The organism is Desulfococcus sp. (assembly GCF_041737845.1).
Lineage (GTDB): Bacteria > Desulfobacterota > Desulfobacteria > Desulfobacterales > Desulfococcaceae > Desulfococcus.
On sequence record NZ_JBGSQX010000014.1, the window covers coordinates 26971 to 46821 of the forward strand.

The 19851-nt window shown below is 57.1% G+C and carries 17 protein-coding genes; 15 read left to right on the forward strand and 2 right to left on the reverse strand.

The genetic code is table 11. The features are described 5' to 3' along the window. Nucleotides 1-19: 19 nt before the first annotated feature. The gene (locus ACEW8N_RS01510) at nucleotides 20-364 is read right to left on the reverse strand and encodes a hypothetical protein (RefSeq protein WP_373498022.1); all 345 of its coding nucleotides are present in this window, start codon (nucleotides 362-364) and stop codon (nucleotides 20-22) included. A 147-nt stretch (nucleotides 365-511) separates the two neighbouring features. Here ACEW8N_RS01510 and ACEW8N_RS01515 point away from each other — a divergent pair, with 147 nt between their 5' ends. The 7 genes from ACEW8N_RS01515 to ACEW8N_RS01545 all read left to right on the forward strand — a co-directional run bounded on the left by ACEW8N_RS01515 (nucleotide 512) and on the right by ACEW8N_RS01545 (nucleotide 8336). Beyond that, nucleotides 512-2062: an acyl-CoA carboxylase subunit beta gene (locus ACEW8N_RS01515; protein WP_373498023.1), complete on the forward strand. Its 1551-nt coding sequence runs from the start codon at nucleotides 512-514 to the stop codon at nucleotides 2060-2062. Nucleotides 2063-2092: 30 nt separating this feature from the next. After that, nucleotides 2093-3226 (forward strand): sodium ion-translocating decarboxylase subunit beta, encoded by a 1134-nt coding sequence (locus ACEW8N_RS01520; protein WP_373498024.1) that lies wholly within the window; start codon nucleotides 2093-2095, stop codon nucleotides 3224-3226. 9 nt (nucleotides 3227-3235) lie between these two features. Continuing rightward, nucleotides 3236-4174, forward strand: coding sequence for a hypothetical protein (locus ACEW8N_RS01525; RefSeq protein ID WP_373498025.1), 939 nt, complete (start codon nucleotides 3236-3238; stop codon nucleotides 4172-4174). Between the two features lie 428 nt (nucleotides 4175-4602). Continuing rightward, nucleotides 4603-4806: a biotin/lipoyl-containing protein gene (locus ACEW8N_RS01530; protein ID WP_373498026.1), complete on the forward strand. Its 204-nt coding sequence runs from the start codon at nucleotides 4603-4605 to the stop codon at nucleotides 4804-4806. 220 nt (nucleotides 4807-5026) lie between these two features. Continuing rightward, nucleotides 5027-7147, forward strand: coding sequence for an acetate--CoA ligase family protein (locus tag ACEW8N_RS01535; protein ID WP_373498027.1), 2121 nt, complete (start codon nucleotides 5027-5029; stop codon nucleotides 7145-7147). A 40-nt stretch (nucleotides 7148-7187) separates the two neighbouring features. Then, nucleotides 7188-7724, forward strand: coding sequence for a methylmalonyl-CoA epimerase (gene mce, locus ACEW8N_RS01540; protein ID WP_373498028.1), 537 nt, complete (start codon nucleotides 7188-7190; stop codon nucleotides 7722-7724). Nucleotides 7725-7862: 138 nt separating this feature from the next. Continuing rightward, nucleotides 7863-8336 (forward strand): PaaI family thioesterase, encoded by a 474-nt coding sequence (locus ACEW8N_RS01545; RefSeq protein ID WP_373498029.1) that lies wholly within the window; start codon nucleotides 7863-7865, stop codon nucleotides 8334-8336. A gap of 152 nt (nucleotides 8337-8488) precedes the next feature. Here ACEW8N_RS01545 and ACEW8N_RS01550 read toward each other — a convergent pair whose 3' ends face one another. Continuing rightward, nucleotides 8489-9244 carry a GntR family transcriptional regulator gene (locus tag ACEW8N_RS01550; protein ID WP_373498030.1) on the reverse strand — a complete coding sequence of 252 codons (756 nt, stop codon included), beginning with the start codon at nucleotides 9242-9244 and terminating at the stop codon, nucleotides 8489-8491. A 510-nt stretch (nucleotides 9245-9754) separates the two neighbouring features. Here ACEW8N_RS01550 and ACEW8N_RS01555 point away from each other — a divergent pair. The 8 genes from ACEW8N_RS01555 (at nucleotide 9755) to ACEW8N_RS01590 (ending at nucleotide 19492) form a co-directional block, all read left to right on the forward strand. Then, a complete protein-coding gene (locus ACEW8N_RS01555) occupies nucleotides 9755-11353 on the forward strand; it encodes an ABC transporter substrate-binding protein (RefSeq protein ID WP_373498031.1) in 1599 nt (532 codons plus the stop codon). A 5-nt stretch (nucleotides 11354-11358) separates the two neighbouring features. Next, nucleotides 11359-12303 carry an ABC transporter permease gene (locus tag ACEW8N_RS01560; protein WP_373498032.1) on the forward strand — a complete coding sequence of 315 codons (945 nt, stop codon included), beginning with the start codon at nucleotides 11359-11361 and terminating at the stop codon, nucleotides 12301-12303. Then, a complete protein-coding gene (locus tag ACEW8N_RS01565; protein WP_373498033.1) occupies nucleotides 12303-13181 on the forward strand; it encodes an ABC transporter permease in 879 nt (292 codons plus the stop codon). The genes ACEW8N_RS01560 and ACEW8N_RS01565 overlap by 1 nt, the downstream gene beginning before the upstream one ends. 2 nt (nucleotides 13182-13183) lie before the next feature. Next, nucleotides 13184-14191 (forward strand): ABC transporter ATP-binding protein, encoded by a 1008-nt coding sequence (locus ACEW8N_RS01570; protein ID WP_373498034.1) that lies wholly within the window; start codon nucleotides 13184-13186, stop codon nucleotides 14189-14191. Further along, nucleotides 14188-15162 carry an oligopeptide/dipeptide ABC transporter ATP-binding protein gene (locus ACEW8N_RS01575; protein ID WP_373498035.1) on the forward strand — a complete coding sequence of 325 codons (975 nt, stop codon included), beginning with the start codon at nucleotides 14188-14190 and terminating at the stop codon, nucleotides 15160-15162. The genes ACEW8N_RS01570 and ACEW8N_RS01575 overlap by 4 nt, the downstream gene beginning before the upstream one ends. Before the next feature lie 106 nt (nucleotides 15163-15268). Beyond that, nucleotides 15269-16711, forward strand: a complete 1443-nt coding sequence (locus ACEW8N_RS01580; RefSeq protein WP_373498036.1) for a trimethylamine methyltransferase family protein — start codon at nucleotides 15269-15271, stop codon at nucleotides 16709-16711. A gap of 94 nt (nucleotides 16712-16805) precedes the next feature. Continuing rightward, nucleotides 16806-18209, forward strand: a complete 1404-nt coding sequence (locus tag ACEW8N_RS01585) for a dipeptidase (protein WP_373498037.1) — start codon at nucleotides 16806-16808, stop codon at nucleotides 18207-18209. Between the two features lie 188 nt (nucleotides 18210-18397). Then, nucleotides 18398-19492: a M24 family metallopeptidase gene (locus ACEW8N_RS01590; RefSeq protein WP_373498038.1), complete on the forward strand. Its 1095-nt coding sequence runs from the start codon at nucleotides 18398-18400 to the stop codon at nucleotides 19490-19492. Nucleotides 19493-19851 lie beyond the last annotated feature (359 nt).

Here is a 19851-nt window from a genome sequence, read left to right on the forward strand (position 1 = left end):
AGGAAAGAGGTAGGACCGGTCAGCACGGGCATTTCAAGTGAGCAAAAGCTAAGGAGAAGGAGTACGCATGACCCAAGCAATGCAAACCATAAACGGTCATATGTTTGCGCCTGCCTTTTACGGTATGGCCGGTGATGACCCGAGGCGGCTCGTCGGCCATGACATTTCGGCAGATCAGATAGCGGTTATACCGGTCGAAAACGACCCTGCCCCGGACCGGGACGATATGGCCGGTGATGACCCGAGGCGGCTCGTCGGCCATGACATTTCGGCAGATCAGATAGCGGTTATACCGGGCGAAAATGACCCTGCCCCGGACGGGGACGATATGGACGGCGATGACCCGAGGCGGCTCGTCGGCCATGACGTGCCATATAGTTCCCTGTAGCTAATAAGAAAAACAGTGAAAAAAGGTCGAAGTCAACCGTCGCGCGCTCAAATCGGGGACAACAGCGCTCGACGTCATTAGAAAGCGATACCGCAGAAGCAAGGAAGGATAAGAGGAGGATAAATGGAAACAGCAGAGCTAATTGCAGAACTGACTGAGAAAAACCAGCGGGCCACTGAAGGCGGGGGAAAAAAGGGGATAGAAAAGCAGCACGCGGATGGAAAGCTTACCGCACGAGAGCGTATCGATATATTATTGGATGAAGGAACCTTTGCGGAACTGGACCGATTTAAAACCCACCGTTGCACCGATTTCGGCATGGCGGACAAACAGATCCCCGGAGATGGGGTGGTCACGGGCTCCGGCGAGATCAATGGACGGCAGGTTTTCGTTTACGCCCAGGATTTCACTGCCTTTGGGGGTTCACTGTCTTTGGCCCATGCTGAAAAGATCTGTAAGGTAATGGAAATGGCCATGCGGGTCGGTGCACCCATTATCGGATTGAACGATTCCGGTGGGGCCCGGATCCAGGAGGGTGTTATGAGCCTGGCCGGATATGGTCAGATCTTCCAAAACAACGTCATGGCATCGGGAGTAATTCCACAGATCACTGCCATTATGGGACCTTCGGCCGGGGGGGCGGTTTACTCTCCAGCCCTCACGGATTGGATTTTCATGGTTGAGAACACCAGTCATATGTTCATCACCGGTCCCGAGGTGGTCAAATCCGTAACACGGGAAGACGTCAACAAGGAGGATCTGGGAGGGGCCATGGCCCACAATGCCAAAAGCGGCGTCGCCCATTTTTCAACCCCCAATGATCGTGAATGCCTGCTGAAGATTCGCGAATTGCTATCTTTTTTGCCTCAGAATAATATGGATGATCCTCCCTGTCTGAATTCGGCGGACGATCCCCAACGGCAGGATGAAACCTTGCGCCAGGCGGTGCCCATCGATCCCAACAAACCATATGACATTCGTGATATCATACACTCCAACCTGGATGATAATTACTTTTTTGAAATCCAGCCTCATTGGGCGAAAAACATGGTCATCGGCCTCGGCCGCCTGGATGGCCGGACGGTGGGTGTGGTCGCCAATCAACCGGCGGTTATGGCCGGTGCGCTGGACATAAACGCGTCAATCAAAGGCGCTCGTTTCGTCCGTTTCTGCGATTGTTTCAACATCCCCCTCATTATTTATGAAGACGTACCCGGATTTTTGCCCGGCACCCTGCAGGAGCACGGCGGTATCATCAAACACGGCGCCAAGCTGATTTATGCCTTTGCAGAGTCGACGGTGCCGCGGATCACCCTGATCACCCGCAAGGCATACGGCGGCGCTTATATCGTCATGAGTTCCAAACATCTGAGAGGGGATATCAATCTTGCTTATCCCAATGCCGAGATTGCTGTAATGGGGGCCGAGGGCGCGGTGAATATCATCTGCCGAAACCAGATCAAGGGGGCGGCGGAACCCGAGGCCGAACGGAATCGCCTGATAAAAGAATACCGCGAAAAGTTCTCCAATCCCTATAAGGCTGCTGAACTTGGGTATATTGATGAGGTAATTGATCCGGCAGATACCCGGCCCAAAATCATCCGGGCCCTTCAGATGCTGAAAAGCAAACGGGATACCAACCCACCCAAGAAACACGGCAACATGCCCTTATAGAAAGGAGAGACGGATATGTCCTGGAGTCATATGCTAGAACTGATTCAGAATATCCTTATCACCCAGACCGGTATCCCCAATCTTGCGGTCAACCAGGTGATTATGATTCTGATCGGCCTTCTTTTTCTTTATCTGGCCATTGCCAAAGAATATGAGCCCCTGCTCCTGGTTCCCATCGGCTTCGGCATTTTTATCGTGAATTTTCCCCTGACGCCTTTGATGGGGTTCACGGAACACGGCAATCCCGAACTGATCCGGGCTTTCTATAAATACGGTGTGGAATGGGAGATCATTCCTTGTGTGATTTTCCTGGGGCTGGGTGCGATGACGGATTTCGGGCCCCTGATTGCCAATCCCAAGACCCTGATTATCGGCGCAGGCGCCCAGTTGGGCGTGTTTGTCACCTATCTCGGCGTACTCTTTTTCGGTTTCACCCTGAAAGAGGCCGCATCCGTGGGTATTATCGGCGGTGCGGACGGACCGACCACCATTTATCTTACGGCCAAACTGGCGCCTCACCTGCTGGGAGCCAACGCGCTTGCGGCCTATTCCTATATGGCCATGGTCCCACTGATCCAGCCGCCCATTATGCGGATGATGACCACACTGGAGCAGCGACGGATACGGATGCGTCAGCTCCGGTATGTATCCCAGCGTGAAAAACTGCTTTTTCCCTTGATTGGATGCGCCCTGATCGTGCTGCTGATTCCGGCTGTTGCGCCCCTGATGGGCATGTTCATGTTCGGCAATCTCATGCGGGAATGCGGCGTGGTAAAACGGCTTTCGGATACGGCCCAGAACGCGCTGATGAATATCGTGACGATCTTCCTGGGGTTGTCCGTGGGCGCGACCATGCAGGCTGATGTCTTTCTCACCTGGAAACCCCTGCTGATATTCGCTTTCGGTCTGGTGGATTTTGTAATTTGTACCTTCGGCGGTATTCTGACGGTGCATATTATGAATATCTTCCTGAAAGATAAGATAAATCCCCTCATCGGTTCGGCAGGGGTGTCTGCCGTACCCATGGCTGCACGGGTGGCACATTCTGAGGGACTGAAAGCCGATCCGGACAACTGGCTCATCATGCATGCCATGAGCCCCAACTTGGCAGGGGTGATCGGTTCAGCGGCAGCCGCAGGAATGTTCATTGCCATGTTTCAATAGGAGGGAACCATGACAGCAAAATACAAAAGGATTTTTTCCGCAGCATGGATAATGGGATCCCTGTTGGGTTTACTCCTTTGTCCGGGGACGATTCGAACAGGCCATGCCGCTTTCGGTGAGGACATTGAAAAACCCAAGCCAGAATTCAGCCGGGAAGGGGACCGAGTTACAGCCAAATATATCCCCCGTGCCAAAAGTACCAGTGTGCAGGTACATTTCACGGTCTCAGGCGGCAAACTTGTTGAAGTCAGGGGCTTGGAATGGGAGATAGCCGAACGCCCTGAGGTGGATGTGAAAAATTTCAAATCAGCGCTGTTCACCATTGAGATCGGGGATGTCAGTCCGGGAGCCGAGGCAATGGTTACACTTTCATCGGATTTCTTTACCAGTTCCACGCAGTTCTATGTGTTCAATGAAAAACTTTCAAGCCCTTGGATGGTTTCGGAATGTGAAAACATCTCTCTTCCGGACCGGGTTCAGGATCTGGTCATCAAGGTCATAGACGGCGGTCCTTACGATTCGGACGGAACGGTCAATGGTCGGATCTTTTTTGTGGGAGGACCACGGGATTCTTTCTGGGCCTATGCACTTGGCACGCTGTTTATCCGGTTTTTCGGAATTTTTCTGGTACTGGGAATCCTGCAAATTTGCATGGAACTTTCCGGTCGGATTTTCCAAAAAATGGATATCAACAATTCGCAAAAGGGCATGCGATCGGAATCCGAGCCCTTGGAGGATGTGTCAATTCCGCAGGCCATAGGGAATGATGACGGGGAGCAAGCGATCGACACTGAGAGCGTTTCCGCCGCTGCGGTGGCCCTGCACATTCACCTCTCCCGATTGCGGGCACCGGAGCGTCTGGAACTTGGAACATCCGAATCCACAGGCTGGATCCAGCACGGACGACAGATGGCTATGGGAGCGAATCCTTCGAATACGCGGCGATGAGGTTAAAAATCAAAAAAATAACCATAAACTAAAAAACTTCCAAAAAATAATCTGCCCGTTTGTAGGAACGAAAAATTTTTTCGCTCCTACAGGTCTCCGGAAAAAAATAAGCATTTTTATTTTTTGATAATCACTAAGAAAAAAGCGAGGAAGCGATGCATTATCAATTGGAAATCCAAAACAAAAAATATGCTGTAGCGATCGGGGTCATAGAAAACGGATGTGTTCCGGTGACTGTAAATGACGCGGTTTTCCAGGTTAATATAGAGAACATGACAGGGCCTGCCTCCCCCGCAACACAACCGGCAACGCTTGCGAGCACTGGATCCGCGGCAGCCTTCTCCACCACAAAGGCAGCGTTGCGGCCGAGCCCTCCTTCTCCGGTTACAACCAGAAGTCCGTCGGTAGCCGTATCTGGAAAGGGTGCGGTGAAAGCTCCCATTTCTGGTCTCATCGTTGAACTTAAGGCTGTGGTAGGCGATATGGTGGCCGCCGGCCAGACGGTGGCCATTATCGAGGCCATGAAGATGGAGAACAACATCAACAGCCCTGTGGACGGCAAGGTGATGGAGGTCAGGGTGGCCAAAGGCGCCGCCGTGGCCGACGGGGAGGTAATCATGGTTATCGGGTGAATCGCGCAGGGCTCGGGGTTCGGTTTTTTTAGCGGCACTGATTACCCGTGAGAACATTATCCCTGCAACGACATTGGTTATATTTTTTAAATGTCGTTGTAGGGATATCTGCGAAAAGAAATTCGGCAGAAAAGATTAACCTCAACGACCGGTCCGTGCGCCGATGCCTTTGTTTGAAGCGAATCTTCGGCCGCGCAAACATACTTGAAAGGAGGCGAAAATGGAAAAAGAGGAACTGAGGTCTTTATGCCGAACCTGCATTGCTCGCAAAGCGACTACTATCCCCGAGCATATTTGCAAACAACTGCTTAGCATTTACAACATAGAGGTTCCTGAGGGAAAATTCGTCTCCACCGCTGCCGAGGCATCTGCGGCGGCGGCGCAGCTCGGTTTTCCAGTAGCGCTGAAGGCGGTTTCACCTTTTCTGCTGCATAAGACCGAACGGCAGGCCGTGCGTTTGAATATCGGTGATGAGCGCACATTATCCGAGGCTTGCGGTGCCATGGAAAAAGGATTTTTAAACCGCGGAGAGGAATTTGACGGTTATCTGGTTGAAAAAATGATCCCGGCGGGAGCCGAGTTCATCGTTGGACTCCAAAACGATCCGAGTTTCGGGCCGGTGATCATGTTGGGGACCGGCGGCACCATGATTCATCTCTTAGATGATGTAACCTTCAGGATGCTGCCGGTAACGCGCGAAGACGTTGAAGGGATGATCGAGGAAATCAGGGGAAAAGTGTTGATGCGGGGTTTCCGAGGATCCCCGCCCCTGAATGAGGCGGCGTTTGTCCAAACCCTGCTGGCCGTGAGTCGGCTGGGGATGGATGCAGCGGGATTGTATGAATCGGTTGATTTTAATCCCGTTGCCGTCACCGAGAAACAATCGGTGGCGGTGGATGCTAAAATCATCCTCACCCAGGAACCGGCCGGGGAGTGCCTGAGCGCTCCCACGGCCAATACCAGTCATCTTGATAAATTTTTCGAACCGCGCACCGTCGCACTGATCGGTGCTTCCACCACCCCGGACAAGATTGGTTATGTGGTTGCCGACAGTCTGATTAATCATCAATTTGATGGCAAGATATACCCGATCACCCGGGGGCGAAAAAAAATTTTTGGGCTGGAGAGCTACGAAAGCCTTGCAGAAATTCCCGAAGTCGTGGATTTGGCAGTCGTGGTGGTGGGACTGGCCTTGGTCCCCGAGATTCTGGACCAATGTCACGGTCTGGGGATACAGGCCGCGCTGATCATCTCCGGCGGGGGCAAGGAGCTGGGAGGTGAACAGGCCGAGCTGGAAAAGGATATCCAGTACCGGGCGAGAAAATACGGCATCCGGTTGATCGGTCCGAACTGTATCGGCTGCTTCAATGCAGGCAACCGTTTCGATGCCTTTTTCCAGACGCATGAGCGCATGGTGCGGCCCCGAAAGGGACATACCGCCTTTATCACCCAGAGCGGTACATACGGCTGCAGTTTTCTGGAAGCATTCGAACATATCGGGATCACCCGTATGATTTCGTACGGTAACCGGGTGGATGTGGATGAAGCGGATATGATTGCATACCTGGCCCGGGATGCCGATACCAAGGTGCTGGCAGCTTATGTGGAAGGCTTGGGGGACGGACGGAAGTTTATTGAAACATGTCGAGAGGCGATATCGACCTACAAAAAGCCGATAGTGGTTTACAAGTCCGGCCGGACCAAACGGTCGGCCAAGGCGGCCCAGTCACACACCGGGGTTTACGGAGGAACCTATGGTATTTACCGTGGGGCATTCAAACAGGCAGGGATCCTGTCTGTTGATTCCTTCGAGGAATTGTTGGCAGTTACCAAGGCCCTCGCCATGCAGCCCCATGCCGCCGGTCCGGGCATATCGATGATCAGCAACGGGGCCGGCCCCATGGTCAATGCCATTGACTTGTTTGGCCGCTACGAACTCGAAATCGCACCGCTTCTCAATGAAACCGTCGAAAAGATGAAGGCGCAATATCCCCCATTTTACATCAGCAAAAATCCGGTGGATGTTACCGGATCGGCTACATCCGCAGATTACCTGTTCGCAATGGAGTGCCTGCTGAATGATCCCAATGTGGATATCATCATGAACTGGTTTGTGTTCCAGGATACACCCTTGGACGAAGGCATCGTGGAAGCGGTTGCCGGCATGAACCGCAAATCCGGCAAACCGATTCTTTGCGGTGCTGCCGGCGGACCCTATACCCGAAGACTCTCCCAGGCCATCGAAAATGTCGGTGTACCGGTGTTCGAATCGGCACACCTGTGGATCGCCGCGGCGAAGGCTCTGGTGGAATGGGGAAGACTCCGAGCTTCAATTTATTGACGAATTCGGATTGTTCAAAGGATTATAGGAATTATTTCAAATGGCAAACGGTTTAACAAACCAAATAACAGACCATATCCTCCTGCTGGAAAAAAAGTTCGCCATATCCAGGCAGAAGGAAATTACCGGAAAAGGATACACGCAAATGAATTGGCAGGATTCGAAAGTCCACCACATCGGGATTGTCGTCGAAGATATCGATACCGCAAAAAAACCGTACGAAACAGTTCTGGGCATGGAAGTTATTCAAGTTTACGATGTCGAAGCTTTTTCAGCCAAGGTTGCGTTTTTACCAGTAAAAAATACCTACATTGAACTGGTGCAGCCTACCAACCCGGAAGACGGATTGGGGCGTTTCCTCCAAAAAGGCGGCGGGATCCACCACATTTGTTATGAAGTCGAAGACCTCGATGCTGTGGTCAAGGAAATGCAGGCGAAAAAGGTCCGTCTGATTTCAGATGAACCCAAATGGACTCCCTGTTTTGAAAAGACCCTCTTTCTACATCCAAAAGACACGGGAAATGTGTTGATCGAATTGGTGGAAAAAGCTTCATGCCCTTTGCCGGCAATGAAATGACGAGCTCTGTTTTACTTTCATTCATCATAGCTGTGCTTGGGGGGAACCCGCCGCTCAACCCGATTCCCGAGATGGCGGATCTTATATGATTACGGCGTGATACCGCCTGGTAGCATGAAATTTCGAAAGGAGAAACCGATGATCGAACGTGCATTTCAGGATTGTTACCCCGACGACGTGAGCCACTGCTATGGATGCGGCCGGCTGAACGAACACGGGCACCAGATCAAAAGCCGCTGGGACGGGGAAGAGACCGTCGCCGTCTATACCCCCAAGCCCTATCACACCGCCATTCCCGGATTCGTCTACGGCGGGCTGATCGCGTCGCTGATCGACTGCCATTCCACCGGAACGGCCGCCGCCGCCGCCTATCGGGCCGAGGGACGCGGGATGGACACCGATCCGCCGCTGCGGTTCGTTACCGCAGCCCTTCACGTGAACTATCTCGCGCCGACGCCCATCGACGGCCCCCTGGAAATCCGCGGCAGGGTGAAGGAGATCAAGGGGAAAAAGATCGTCGTCGAATCGACCCTGTCGGCGGGCGGCAAGGTCTGCGCCAGGGGCGAGGTCGTTGCGGTAAAAATGCCCGAGAATATGAAGCCGGGAGGCTGACGCCCCACCCCCAATCCACCGCCAAAAAAACAAAAAACCCCATTGAGCTTGTCAAAACAAGCGGATAGGGTGGAGTTAGCGACAGCAACCTATCATCAATGGGGTGAATCAATTATTACCACCGAGGCGCATGGGTAGTGCGACGATGGGGGCTATATCGTATCCGGTTTAACGAGTTCACTGGCAGGTATTTTAAACTTGAATGAATCCCCTCGATAATGGCAGAGAGAAACACTGAGGGGCAGGCTCTTTTCATCACAGGAAATCCACTCGAGGAAGATACAGGGCAATGGATAGTCCACGCCGAATAGTTTCATTTCACTTTTACCGGCACAGACGGCGCTGATATATTGTTTGACTTTTTTAACCTCGATTCCGAATTCATCGGTCAGGAGCTGCAGCGGCGGCACCGATAGATTCATTTTCAGCATCTCGTGGTAGTCTTCATGAGAGAAGTAGTTTCTTTCGATGATCATCGGCTTGCCATCGGCGTAGAGCACCATCTTGATCAGGATGACCCGGGCGCCCTCGGACAGGTTGAGGTACTGCTGAAGCCGCTTGTCGGCGTTGATGACCTTGGCCGCTATCACCTCATGATGGTGCGACAAACCGACCTGCTTCATTTCGTGGCTGAAGCGGATCGGCTTGCTGACGTCATAGGTCAGCTTGACGATGTCATTGGAGACGACAAAGGTGCCTTGTCCCTGGCGTCTCTCCACCATCCCTTCCAGCACCAGCGGATCGATGGCCTTGCGTACCGTCATCCGACTCGAATCGAACTGTTTGGCCAGATCGGGCTCGGTGGGGATTCGGTCGCCCACCTTCAGACGGCCCTCCCGGATCATACCCCGCACCCATTCGTAGATCTGGATGTATTTAGGGGGTCGCTGGTTTTCGTAGATGCGCATCATCCATCCCTGTTATCAAAAATTATAGCGATTCAGCCTCAAGGCTTCGGTCGGTTTTTCGATGGGGTGATTCAACCCCGACCGCCTCGGGTTTTCCAAACGACTGAAAACCTCCTCCTCCCAAGGCGGCGTTTGTTCGATCCTGTTTCCCACCCCGGGACCACGGATCCCCAGCAAAAAATGATTGACAAACCAAATGAATCCATCCTATTAGACGTATATACGTATTTACCTTTTTGATCAACATCCAATTTTTTCCCCATCCACCATACGGGCCATTGCCGCCATGCTCCAGGGCGGTGGAAAGTTGAACCACCGGCAGCGTTGCGCGTCGGTCGGGAACTCGCACTCATTCCCGATCCGCTGCGGTTCAATCGGCCCAAACCGGGTGGCCCCTGCTGTTCCAGGTCCAGCATACCTGTCTGCCTGACGGCTCCAAAGCGAAGGCGCTGCTCTGGGTGCCGGACGGTGCCGTCCCAAAAACCCCAGAAACTCATACAGGAGGAATTTATGCCAGACAACGAGAAAAACGGTAAGAATCTGTCCATCACGCGACGCCAGTTTGTCGAAATTTCAGCCGCCTCCGCCGCTTTGATGATGATGGGGTCGCTGCCTTTTCCCGGCACATCGGCGGCCGCAGAGGGCGACATCCTGCGGATCCGCAACTATTCGGACGTTCTCACCCTCGATCCGGCCTTCATGAAATCGCGCAATGAATATGTGATCAACGGCTGCCTCCAGAACAAGCTGATCGACTTCAAGCCCGGCGACAAATGGGATTGGCAGCCGATGGCCGCCGAATACATGAAACAGCTCGATCCCACCCACATCGAGTTCAAACTGAAACCGGGCATCATGTGGAGCAACGGCTTCGGCGAGATGACGGTCGAGGACGTGCGCTACTCCTTTGAGCGTATTGCCAATCCGGACAACAAGTCTCCCTATGCCGATGACTGGAAGCTGCTGGAAGCGGTAGAGGAAAAGGACAAGTACACCGGCGTGATCGTCATGAAAAAACCCTTCGCCCCCATCTGGATGACTTCCCTGACCGGCAACTCCGGCATTATTATGTGCAAAAAGGCGATGGAATCCGTGGGCGGCACATTCACCACCCAGCCGCCGGCCTGCTCGGGTCCCTATATCCTGAAGGCGTGGAAGCCCAAACAGGTGACCATCCTGGTGCCGAATCCGGTCTGGAGCGGACCGCCGCCCGTCTTCAAAGAGATCCAATTTTTTGCCATCGACGATGAGAAGACGGCCGAGATCGCATTCGAGGCGGGGGATATCGATTTTACCCGCATCAGTATTTCTTCACTGGAAAATTTCCAGGCCAAGCCGCCCAAGGGCAGCACAGTGGTCGTCAAGCCGTCCCTCTATTACGCATGGCTCGGGATCAACGCCGACAACCCCCGGCTGAAGGATCCGCGCGTGCGCAAAGCCGTTCAGATGGCCGTCGACATCCCCAGCATTCTCGAGGCCGCTTACTTCGGCCAGGCCGAACCCGCCACCGGCATCATCCCGCCCGGATTGACCGGCCATCGCGACAAAGCCCTCATCCCTCCCAAGGCCGACCCCGCCGGCGCCAGGAAGCTGCTGGCCGAAGCCGGCCATCCCGACGGCATCGATCTTACCCTGGACTGCCTGAACAAGAGCGAGATCGTCACCCAGGCCCAGGTCATTCAATCCAACCTGGCCGAGGCCGGCATCCGGGTAAAGGTGAACGTGCATGAGTCCGGCCAGTTCTGGGTCCTGGGCTCCGAAAAGGAGATGAAGGAGAAGGTCAAGGATATCCAGCTCATCACCAACCGTTTTTCGAGCCAGCCCGATCCTTACTGGTACACCATGTGGCACACAAAAGAGCAGGTCGGGGTGTGGAACTGGGAGCGATTCAGCAGCGACGAATTCGACCAGCTGCACGCCGCGGCTGCGGTGGAGACCGACGATGCCAAGCGCGACGTGATGTACAAACGGATGCAGGACCTGATGGAGGCGTCGGGCTGCTACCGCTTTATCACCCATGAGACGACGCCCAACATTTACCGCAACACCATCGTTCCGGCCATGACGCCGGAAGGGGTTCCCCTGGTGCAGTACTTCAGGAAAGCCTGAGGCGGATGCTCTATTACTTTGTAAAACGGCTGGGGCTGGCGGCGCTTATCGTCGTGATCGCCGTCTCCCTGCTCTACGGCATGATTCACGCGGTCCCGGGCGATCCCCTCAGCATCGTCCTGGGGCCGCGGGCCACCCCGGAAATGCGGGACGATCTGGCAGATAAGCTGGGCCTGGACAAGCCTTTTGTGGTGCAGCTGGGGGTTTTTTTTCTTAACGTCCTGCAGGGGGATCTGGGCACCGATGTCTTCTCCGAGCTCCCGGTGTCGGAGATCTTTTTCGGTCAGCTGCCGTTTACCGCCAGTCTGATCTTCATGGCCATCGGCTGGTCGGCCGCAGTCGGCATCCCCCTGGGCTGCTATTCGGCCATCCGGCGAAATACCCTGATCGACAAGCTGACCGGGGTGTTTTCAGTCGGCACCATCACCATTCCCTCTTTTGTGGTGGCCCTGTACTCGCTGCTGATATTCGCCGTGGCCCTGAAATGGCTTCCCGCCACCGGGGCCGGACGGGATGGGGATATCCTCGACCAATTGCGGCACCTGATTCTGCCCTCGCTGGCGGTGGGCCTTGGCTGGGTCGGGTATCTGGCCCGCCTGGTCCGGGCCAGCATGCTGGAGGTGCTGGGGGAAAATCACATCCGCACGGCACGGGCCTTCGGCCTGCCGGAACGGACCATTACCCTCCACTATGCCCTGCGCCTGGCGATCTTGCCGACGGTGGCCCTCCTGGGGGTCGGCATCGGCAACATGCTCTCCGGGGCGGTGTTCGCCGAGATCGTGTTCGCCCGTCCCGGGGTGGGGAAGCTGATCTTCGACGCCGTCATTACCCGCAATTACCCGCTGGTCATGGGCAGCGTGATCATGACCACCATCATCTTCGTGCTGTGCACCACCCTGTCCGATCTGATCGCGGCAATGCTCGACCCGCGCATCCGGGAGAACCTCTAATGCCCGCCGCCGCCGGCCCGGTCGCTCCCAAACCATCCTCCTGGCGCACGTTGTTCCGGCACATCCGGCGGGATCATCTGGCCATGATCGGGGTCGTCCTGGTGGTGCTCATCGTGGGCAGCGCCCTCCTGGCTCCATACCTCGTTCCCCACGACCCTGACAAAATCAACGTGCGCAACCGGCTCAAGGCCCCTTCCAGCGAGCACCTGCTCGGTACCGATCAGCTGGGGCGGGACGTCCTTTCCCGGGTGATCATGGGAAGCCGGATCGCCCTGCAGGTGGCCATGATTTCGATCGCCGTCGCCGGCAGCATCGGGCTGTTATTGGGGATGCTGGCCGGGTATGGGCCGCGCTGGCTCGACGCGGTGCTGATCATCCTTTTTGACACGGTCCGTTCCTTTCCCACGATCATGTTCGCCCTGGCCGTGGTCACCCTCATGGGGCCCAGCCTCAACACCGTCATCCTGGTGGTCATTGTCACCTCCATTCCGGTTTACGGGCGGATCGTGCGCAGCCAGACCCAGTCCCTTCGCAACAACGACTTCATCACGGCCGAACGGGCCATGGGCGCCGGCACCCTGCGGGTGTTGGGCCGGCACATGCTGCCCAACGTGATCGGACCGCTGCTGATCATCGCCAGCATGGACATCCCGGTGGTGGTGACCATCGAGGCGGGCCTCAGTTTTCTGGGGTTGGGGGTGCGTCCGCCCACTGCCAGCTGGGGTACGATCCTCAATGACGGCTATGCCTTCATCCGCAATACCCCCTGGCTGGTGATCGCCGGCGGTGCGCCCCTGATATTGACCACCCTGGGGTTCACCTTCTTGGGGGAGACCCTGCGGGACGTGTTCGACCCCAAATTGCGGCGGGAGGTGTGAGGATGCCGACCCCCGTCGCTGCGGATCGGGATAACCGACCCATCCTTCAGATCAAGGACCTCACCCTGAGCTTCCTGACCACCCGCGGGCGGTTGAAGGCGCTGCGCCATATCTGGCTGGACATCCCCCAAAAACGGATCGTCGGACTGGTGGGCGAAAGCGGCTGCGGCAAATCCACCGTGATCAATGCCATCCTCAACCTGCTGGCCGAAAATGCCCGGGTGGAGTCGGGTGCGATCGAGTTCAAGGGCCGCGATATCCTGAAAATGACTCCCGATGAGCTGCGCAGGATCCGCGGCGACCGGATTTCGGTGGTCTTTCAGGACCCCATGACCTCTTTGAACCCGGTATTGTCCATCGGCCGCCAGATGATCGACATCCAATATCGCGACTCCCTCGGCAAGGCGGACAAACGGGATCGTGCCGCCCGCATGTTGACCCGGGTGGGGATTCCGGACGCAGTCAAACGGCTGGACCATTATCCCCATCAATTCTCCGGCGGCATGCGCCAGAGGGTCGCCATTGCCATGGCCCTGATGGCCCGGCCGGACTTCCTGATCGCCGACGAACCCACCACGGCCCTGGACGCCACCCTGGAAATCGAGATCATCGACCGTTTGCGCGATCTCCATGGTGACATCGGCTGCTCGATTCTTTTCGTGTCCCATCATCTTGGACTGGTGGCGGAATTCTGTGACGAGGTGGTGGTGATGTATGCCGGTGAAACCGTGGAGTCCGGTGACGTGCGGGACATCTTCCACCGGCCGGCCCATCCCTACACCCGGGCATTGCTCGAATGTGATCCGGCCCGTATCCGGGAGAAGACCCTCACCCTGCCCACCATTCCGGGCGAGATTCCCGATCTGGTTCAACTGAGCGACCAGTGCATCTTCACCGATCGATGTCCGATCAAGCAGAACGGCTGCCCGTTGACCGTTCCGCCGCGCCGGGAGATCGAAGCGGGCCACTTCGTCCGCTGCCACCTGAGCCGGAAGGGGGGCGCACCGTGAGCCCGCTGCTCGAGATCAACAACCTGCGCATCCGGTTTCGCTGCAAAGGCCGTTTCCGGGCGTTTCTGGATCGCGATCCGGATCCTTACATCGAAGCGGTATGCGGGCCCTCGTTGACCCTCGATCGGGGTCGGACGTTTGCCCTGGTGGGCGAAAGCGGCGCCGGCAAGACCACCCTCGCCCGGGCGGTGATCGGCCTGGAGACGCCGTGTGACGGCAGTATTCTATTCGAGGGCCGGGAGCTCCGCGGCCTGGGCAATGCGGCCTTCAAACCGCTGAGGCGCAATATCGCCATGATGTTTCAGGATCCGGTGGGCTGTCTGAGCCCCCGCTGCACGGTCCGCACCCTGGTGACCGAACCTTTTTTGATTCACGGCGTCAAAGGGGTCGATCTCGGCCGTGAAGCCGAACGGCTGCTGGACCTGGTGGGGCTTCCGCCCCAGTTCGGGGCCTATTACCCGTATCAGCTCAGCGGCGGCCAGGCCCGCCGGGTGGGGATGGCGCGGGCCCTGGCGCTCAATCCCAAACTGATCATCGCCGATGAACCCACGGCCGGTCTGGATGTCTCCGTTCAGGGGGAAGTGCTAAACCTGCTGACCCGCCTGCAGCGCGAGCTGGGGATCAGTTTTCTGATCATCACTCACAATCTGGCCGTTGCGCGCCACATGAGCGACCACATCGCCATCATGTACCTGGGGCGTTTCGTGGAAACCGGACCGACGGACGAAATTTTTGCCCACCCGCGGCACCCCTATACCCATGCCCTGCTGTCCGCCACCCCCGAACCCGACCCCGATGCGCCCAGAAAGCGGGTTCGGCTGCAGGGAGAGATTCCCAGCCTGATCCACCGGCCCGGCGGCTGCGAGTTCCATACCCGATGCCCCATGGCCGGGGAAGGGTGTCGGAGCCGGTTCCCGAGCCGGACCCAGGTGGGGCCCGAGCATGAAATGTACTGTCACCGGGCGGATTGACGCGATTCGGTTGATGGACGTCACCGCGCAGACAGGCCTTAAGACAATGATTTCGGCCTTACCTTCGCCGAAGCAACACCCATGACCACCCAGACGGAGGACCCAGTTGGCAAGTTTGAAAAGAAATTGGCTTCAGTATCTGAGCCGGGAAGAGATTCTCAAGATCGACAGCGCCAGCCGGCAGGTGCTGACTCAAGTGGGCGTGAGGCTCGAGGATGAGGAGATCCGGCAACAGCTCCTCGACCAGGGATGCCGCCATGAGAACAGCAGGGTTCAGTTTACCCCTGAAATCATCGATGCGGCCGTCGCCGGCCTGCCTGCGGAGGTGATCTTCGGCAGCCGTTCGGGCAAGCGGCTCCACATCCGGGAAGGGCAGGTGGAAACCCATACGGGCGGTTCGATTCCTTTCCTCTACGACCTCGAAAACGGACATAAACGAGACGCCACCCAGGCGGATCTCGTAGACATGCTGCGCATGATGAACCATCTGGAACATCTGAGCATGCCGGGTGCGGTGGTCATGCCCCAGGAGGTGCCTTCGGCGATCACCGAAATCCTCCAGGCGGCCTGCCTGTTCCGCCACAACCTGAAACCGACCTCCGGAACGGCCGTCTCCAGCGCGGCTCAGGCGCGCTATATTGTGGAGCTCTATCGGGCGATGAGCGGCGCCGTTGACGAACTGGATCGCTACCCCCTGATGAACGTGGGGATTTCACCGGAGTCCCCCCTTTATTTTCCCCGGGAGATCGTCGATGTCATGAAAGCCTTCATCCGTGAAGGCATCCCAACCCTGGCCCTGGTGGCGCCCATTCTGGGATTCACCGCACCCATGACCATCGCAGGCGGCCTGACCCAGATGAACGCCTGCATCCTGGCCTATGCCGTGATCAGCCGCCAGATCAACCCGGCCACCCCGGTGATTTACGGCGCCCGTCTGGCGGTGGCCAACATGCGCACCGCCCATTCGGTCTGGGGCGTGCCTGAAGTGGGCTTGATCGGGGCCTGTTCCGTCCAGCTGGCCCGCTATTACGGGCTGCCGTCGGATGTTTACGGCTACTCCTCCACGGCCTGCACCCACGACGCCCAGTACGGCGCCGAGATGGCCGTCAACGGGTTGCTGCCGATGCTGGCCGGGGCCAATATCATCTCGGGATTCGGCAGTTTTGCAAGCGGCTATCTGTCTTCCTTTGAGGACCTGGTTATCGACGACGAAATTTTCGCGATGCACCTTCGGGCGGCCCAGGGGGTGGTGGTGGATGACGATCACCTGGCCGTGGATGGGATCGCCCAGGCGATGAACGGCAAGGATTATTTCCTGCAGCCGCATACCCTCAAGCACCTGCGCACCGGGGAACTCTTCAGGCCCCAAGTGGGGTTTTACGGACTCGTCAAGGAGTGGGAACAGGAAGGAAGCAGGGATATGACGGCAAGGGCCCGGGAAAGAGCCAAGGCGCTGATGTCGGCCCATGAGGACACGCCGCTGCCGACGGATGTCGAAAAGGAATTCTGCCGGATTCTGAAAGCCGCGGAAAAAGAACTGGTTCGATGACCGGTCGCCGGCTTCGATGGCTTGGACCGGGTCGGCGTGATAGCATCCGTTCCGGTGAACGTCCTGTCCACTGAACAAAGGAGACGATTCCGAGATGACAGTCAAACCGGAGTGGGAAGCGTATCTGCAGACCCATCGCGAGCGGTTTTTAGCCGAGCTGGTGGAATTTTTGCGGATCCCCAGTATTTCAGCCCTTTCGGCCCACGCCGGGGATGTGGCCCGCGCAGCAAGCTGGGTCTTCCATCGGTTGCAGAAGGCGGGGCTCCATCACGTCCAGGTCCTGGCCACGGGCGGTCACCCGGTGGTCTACGGAGACTGGCTCCTGGCCCCGGATAAACCGACGGTCTTGATTTATGGCCACTTTGACATCCAGCCGGTGGACCCCCTGGCGCAGTGGGAGAGCCCGCCTTTTGATCCGGTGATCAGGGCCGGACACATCTATGCCCGCGGTGCCAGTGACGACAAGGGGAACATGCTTTCTCCGGTCGCCGCGGTGGAGGCCCTGCTGGCAGGAGGCGGCCTGCCGGTGAACGTCAAATTCCTGTTCGAAGGCCAGGAAGAGATCGGCAGCCCGCAACTGCCGGAATTTCTGGCCCGGCAACGGGATCTTCTGGCCTGCGATCTGGTGGTCAGTGCCGATGGGTTGCAGTGGTCACCGGACCAGCCCAAAATCGATCTCGGCTTTCGCGGCATTGCCGCGTTTCAGATCGATGTGCGGGGCCCGGCCGCAGACCAGCACTCCGGCCTCTACGGCGGTGTGCTGCACAATCCCAACCAGGCCCTGTCCCGCATTCTGGCGTCGTTTCATGACGCCCAGGGCCGGATCCTGGTGGAGGGTTTTTATGACGACGTCCTGGATCTCTCCGCCGAAGACCGGATTCACCTGGCCGAGCTCCCCTTTGAGGCCGATCGCCTGGCAGACCGCCTCCAGGTGCCTGAGCTGTTTGGACCGCCGGAGTATGCCCCCCTGGAACGGATCGGCGCCCGGCCCACCCTGGAGATCTGCGGAATGGGAGGCGGATTCCAGGGGGAGGGGATGAAAAGCATCATTCCGGCCTGCGCCCAAGCCAAGATTTCCTGCCGCCTGGTGGCCGATCAACGCCCGGAGCGAATCATCGCCGCGGTCAGGCGTCACGTGAAAAGGATCCCATTGCCGGGCGTGCGGGTGGAGATCCGCGAAATTCCGGGCAGTGCCGTCCCCTATCTCATGCCCGCCGACCATGCGGGCATTCGGGCCGCCGCCAATGTGCTGGAAACCCTTTACGGCACTCCCCCCTACCTCACCCGGGAGGGAGGCTCCATTGCCGCCTGCGCGCTGTTTCTCAAGGAGCTGGGGGCCTATACGGTGAGCTTCAGCTTCAGTTGCGCGGATGAAAATCTGCATGCACCGAATGAATTTTTCCGGATAGAGAGCATGGAAAGGGGGCAGAAGGGCTACGTCCTGCTGCTGATGAAACTGGGCGAGGAACTTGGGGGCGGCACCGCTTCGTCTGAATAGCGCAGGGTTGGGCACCTTGGTGCCGGGAAGACGGGCGGATCCGGCCGTCCTCAAAAAGGACACCTCGACGCATTCCGGATTTCAACCGATCGCGACAACATCGCCATGGCATTCAAAAGCGGGGAACCCCAGTTCGAATCCCGGGCGTTTTCGAAAGCCGGAATCGCCTGTCAATAAGGAGCGTTCACTTGTCAAAAAACCATAGACTCCAGCGGCTTCAACAGGTGATGGTGCAAACGGAGGTGGACCTGGTCGTCCTCTGGCCTTCGGCAAACTGGATTTACCTGGTGGGCCATGCGCCCATTGCCGTTGAGCGGCCGACCTTCCTCATGGTATCGCGGGACCACGTCTGTGCCGTGGTGCCGGCCTTTGATCAGCAGGAGCTGATCGATAAGACCGGCCTGGCCGACGTGTTCGCCTGGGACGATGCCCAGGGACCGCCGGCGGCGATAAAAAAGGCCTTGCACCGGGTGACCGGGGAAAAAGTGCAAACGATGGCTCTCGACGACACCCTGCCTTTCGGATACCTGAAGGCGCTTGAACCGCATATCTGCGGGGTTCAGACGCGGCTGGCCAGTGAGGCCATGACGGTTTTGCGTCGGACCAAGGATCCGGAAGAGATCGCAGCAGTCCGCAAAACCGCGCGCCTCATCGAGCGCGTGCTGGAAAAGGCGGATACGGTTTTCAGGCCGGGGGTCACCGAAAAACAGGTCGAACTCAACCTCAAAGCCCTGTTGTTGGAAGACGGCGCCGAGACCCTTGATTTCGTGCTGGTCCAGACGGCCCCCAACAGCGCCCATCCCCACCATCTCCCGGGCTCGGCCGCAGTCAAGGAGGGTGAACCGGTCTTGCTGGATATCGCCGTCAGCACCGGCGGATATTATGCCGACATCACCCGGCAGGTGTGTCTGGGTCGCCCCGGCCCGAAGTATCAGACGGTATACGCCATCGTGCGCCGCGCCCAGGAAGCGGCGTTGGAAGCGGTAACGCCGGGTCGGGCCGTTTCAATCATCGACCGGACGGCTCGAGGGATCATATCCGAAGCCGGAATGGGGCCGTTTTTTACCACCCGCACCGGCCACGGCCTTGGCCTGGAGGTTCATGAACCACCCTCGGTGGCGGAGGGCAACGACCTACTCCTTACGCCCGGAATGGTCTTCACCATTGAGCCGGGAATATACCTTCAGGGGGAGTTCGGAATCCGCATCGAGGATACGGTCGCCGTTACCGAGGGCGGCGTTGAACGGCTCACCGTTTCGGATCGGGAACTCATGGTTCTGTGAATGAATTGGGCACAATCGCTGCGCTCCCTGCAAAAAAAGGAGCCGGCGGAAAGCGCTGACTCCTTGATTTCTTGGTGCCAAGAACGAGAATCGAACTCGCACGGGGACAAAGCCCCAAGGGATTTTAAGACCTTTACAGGCTTATTTCATAACTTGTTGGTATTGTTTAACCGCATAAAATAACAATAAAAAAGCTCTTCCGTTTAGCTCCCTTCAACCAGCCCTTTAAAGGTAGCACTAGGGTAGTCAATTGCTGAATGATCGAACTAATTAATAATCCTGGACAAATTCACCTCAAGCAGATACAGTACAAAAGAAAAACTGTATCTGGAGGTGACATTATGCTGAGTTCTATTTTT

What these genes read in the sequence shown, in the direction of transcription:
- ACEW8N_RS01510 (WP_373498022.1), bottom strand. Translation starts at nt 364, where the DNA reads ATGGCCGACGAGCCGCCTCGGGTCATCGCCGTCCATATCGTCCCCGTC.
- ACEW8N_RS01515 (WP_373498023.1), top strand. Translation starts at nt 512, where the DNA reads ATGGAAACAGCAGAGCTAATTGCAGAACTGACTGAGAAAAACCAGCGG.
- ACEW8N_RS01520 (WP_373498024.1), top strand. Translation starts at nt 2,093, where the DNA reads ATGCTAGAACTGATTCAGAATATCCTTATCACCCAGACCGGTATCCCC.
- ACEW8N_RS01525 (WP_373498025.1), top strand. Translation starts at nt 3,236, where the DNA reads ATGACAGCAAAATACAAAAGGATTTTTTCCGCAGCATGGATAATGGGA.
- ACEW8N_RS01535 (WP_373498027.1), top strand. Translation starts at nt 5,027, where the DNA reads ATGGAAAAAGAGGAACTGAGGTCTTTATGCCGAACCTGCATTGCTCGC.
- mce (WP_373498028.1), top strand. Translation starts at nt 7,188, where the DNA reads ATGGCAAACGGTTTAACAAACCAAATAACAGACCATATCCTCCTGCTG.
- ACEW8N_RS01545 (WP_373498029.1), top strand. Translation starts at nt 7,863, where the DNA reads ATGATCGAACGTGCATTTCAGGATTGTTACCCCGACGACGTGAGCCAC.
- ACEW8N_RS01550 (WP_373498030.1), bottom strand. Translation starts at nt 9,244, where the DNA reads ATGCGCATCTACGAAAACCAGCGACCCCCTAAATACATCCAGATCTAC.
- ACEW8N_RS01555 (WP_373498031.1), top strand. Translation starts at nt 9,755, where the DNA reads ATGCCAGACAACGAGAAAAACGGTAAGAATCTGTCCATCACGCGACGC.
- ACEW8N_RS01560 (WP_373498032.1), top strand. Translation starts at nt 11,359, where the DNA reads ATGCTCTATTACTTTGTAAAACGGCTGGGGCTGGCGGCGCTTATCGTC.
- ACEW8N_RS01565 (WP_373498033.1), top strand. Translation starts at nt 12,303, where the DNA reads ATGCCCGCCGCCGCCGGCCCGGTCGCTCCCAAACCATCCTCCTGGCGC.
- ACEW8N_RS01570 (WP_373498034.1), top strand. Translation starts at nt 13,184, where the DNA reads ATGCCGACCCCCGTCGCTGCGGATCGGGATAACCGACCCATCCTTCAG.
- ACEW8N_RS01585 (WP_373498037.1), top strand. Translation starts at nt 16,806, where the DNA reads ATGACAGTCAAACCGGAGTGGGAAGCGTATCTGCAGACCCATCGCGAG.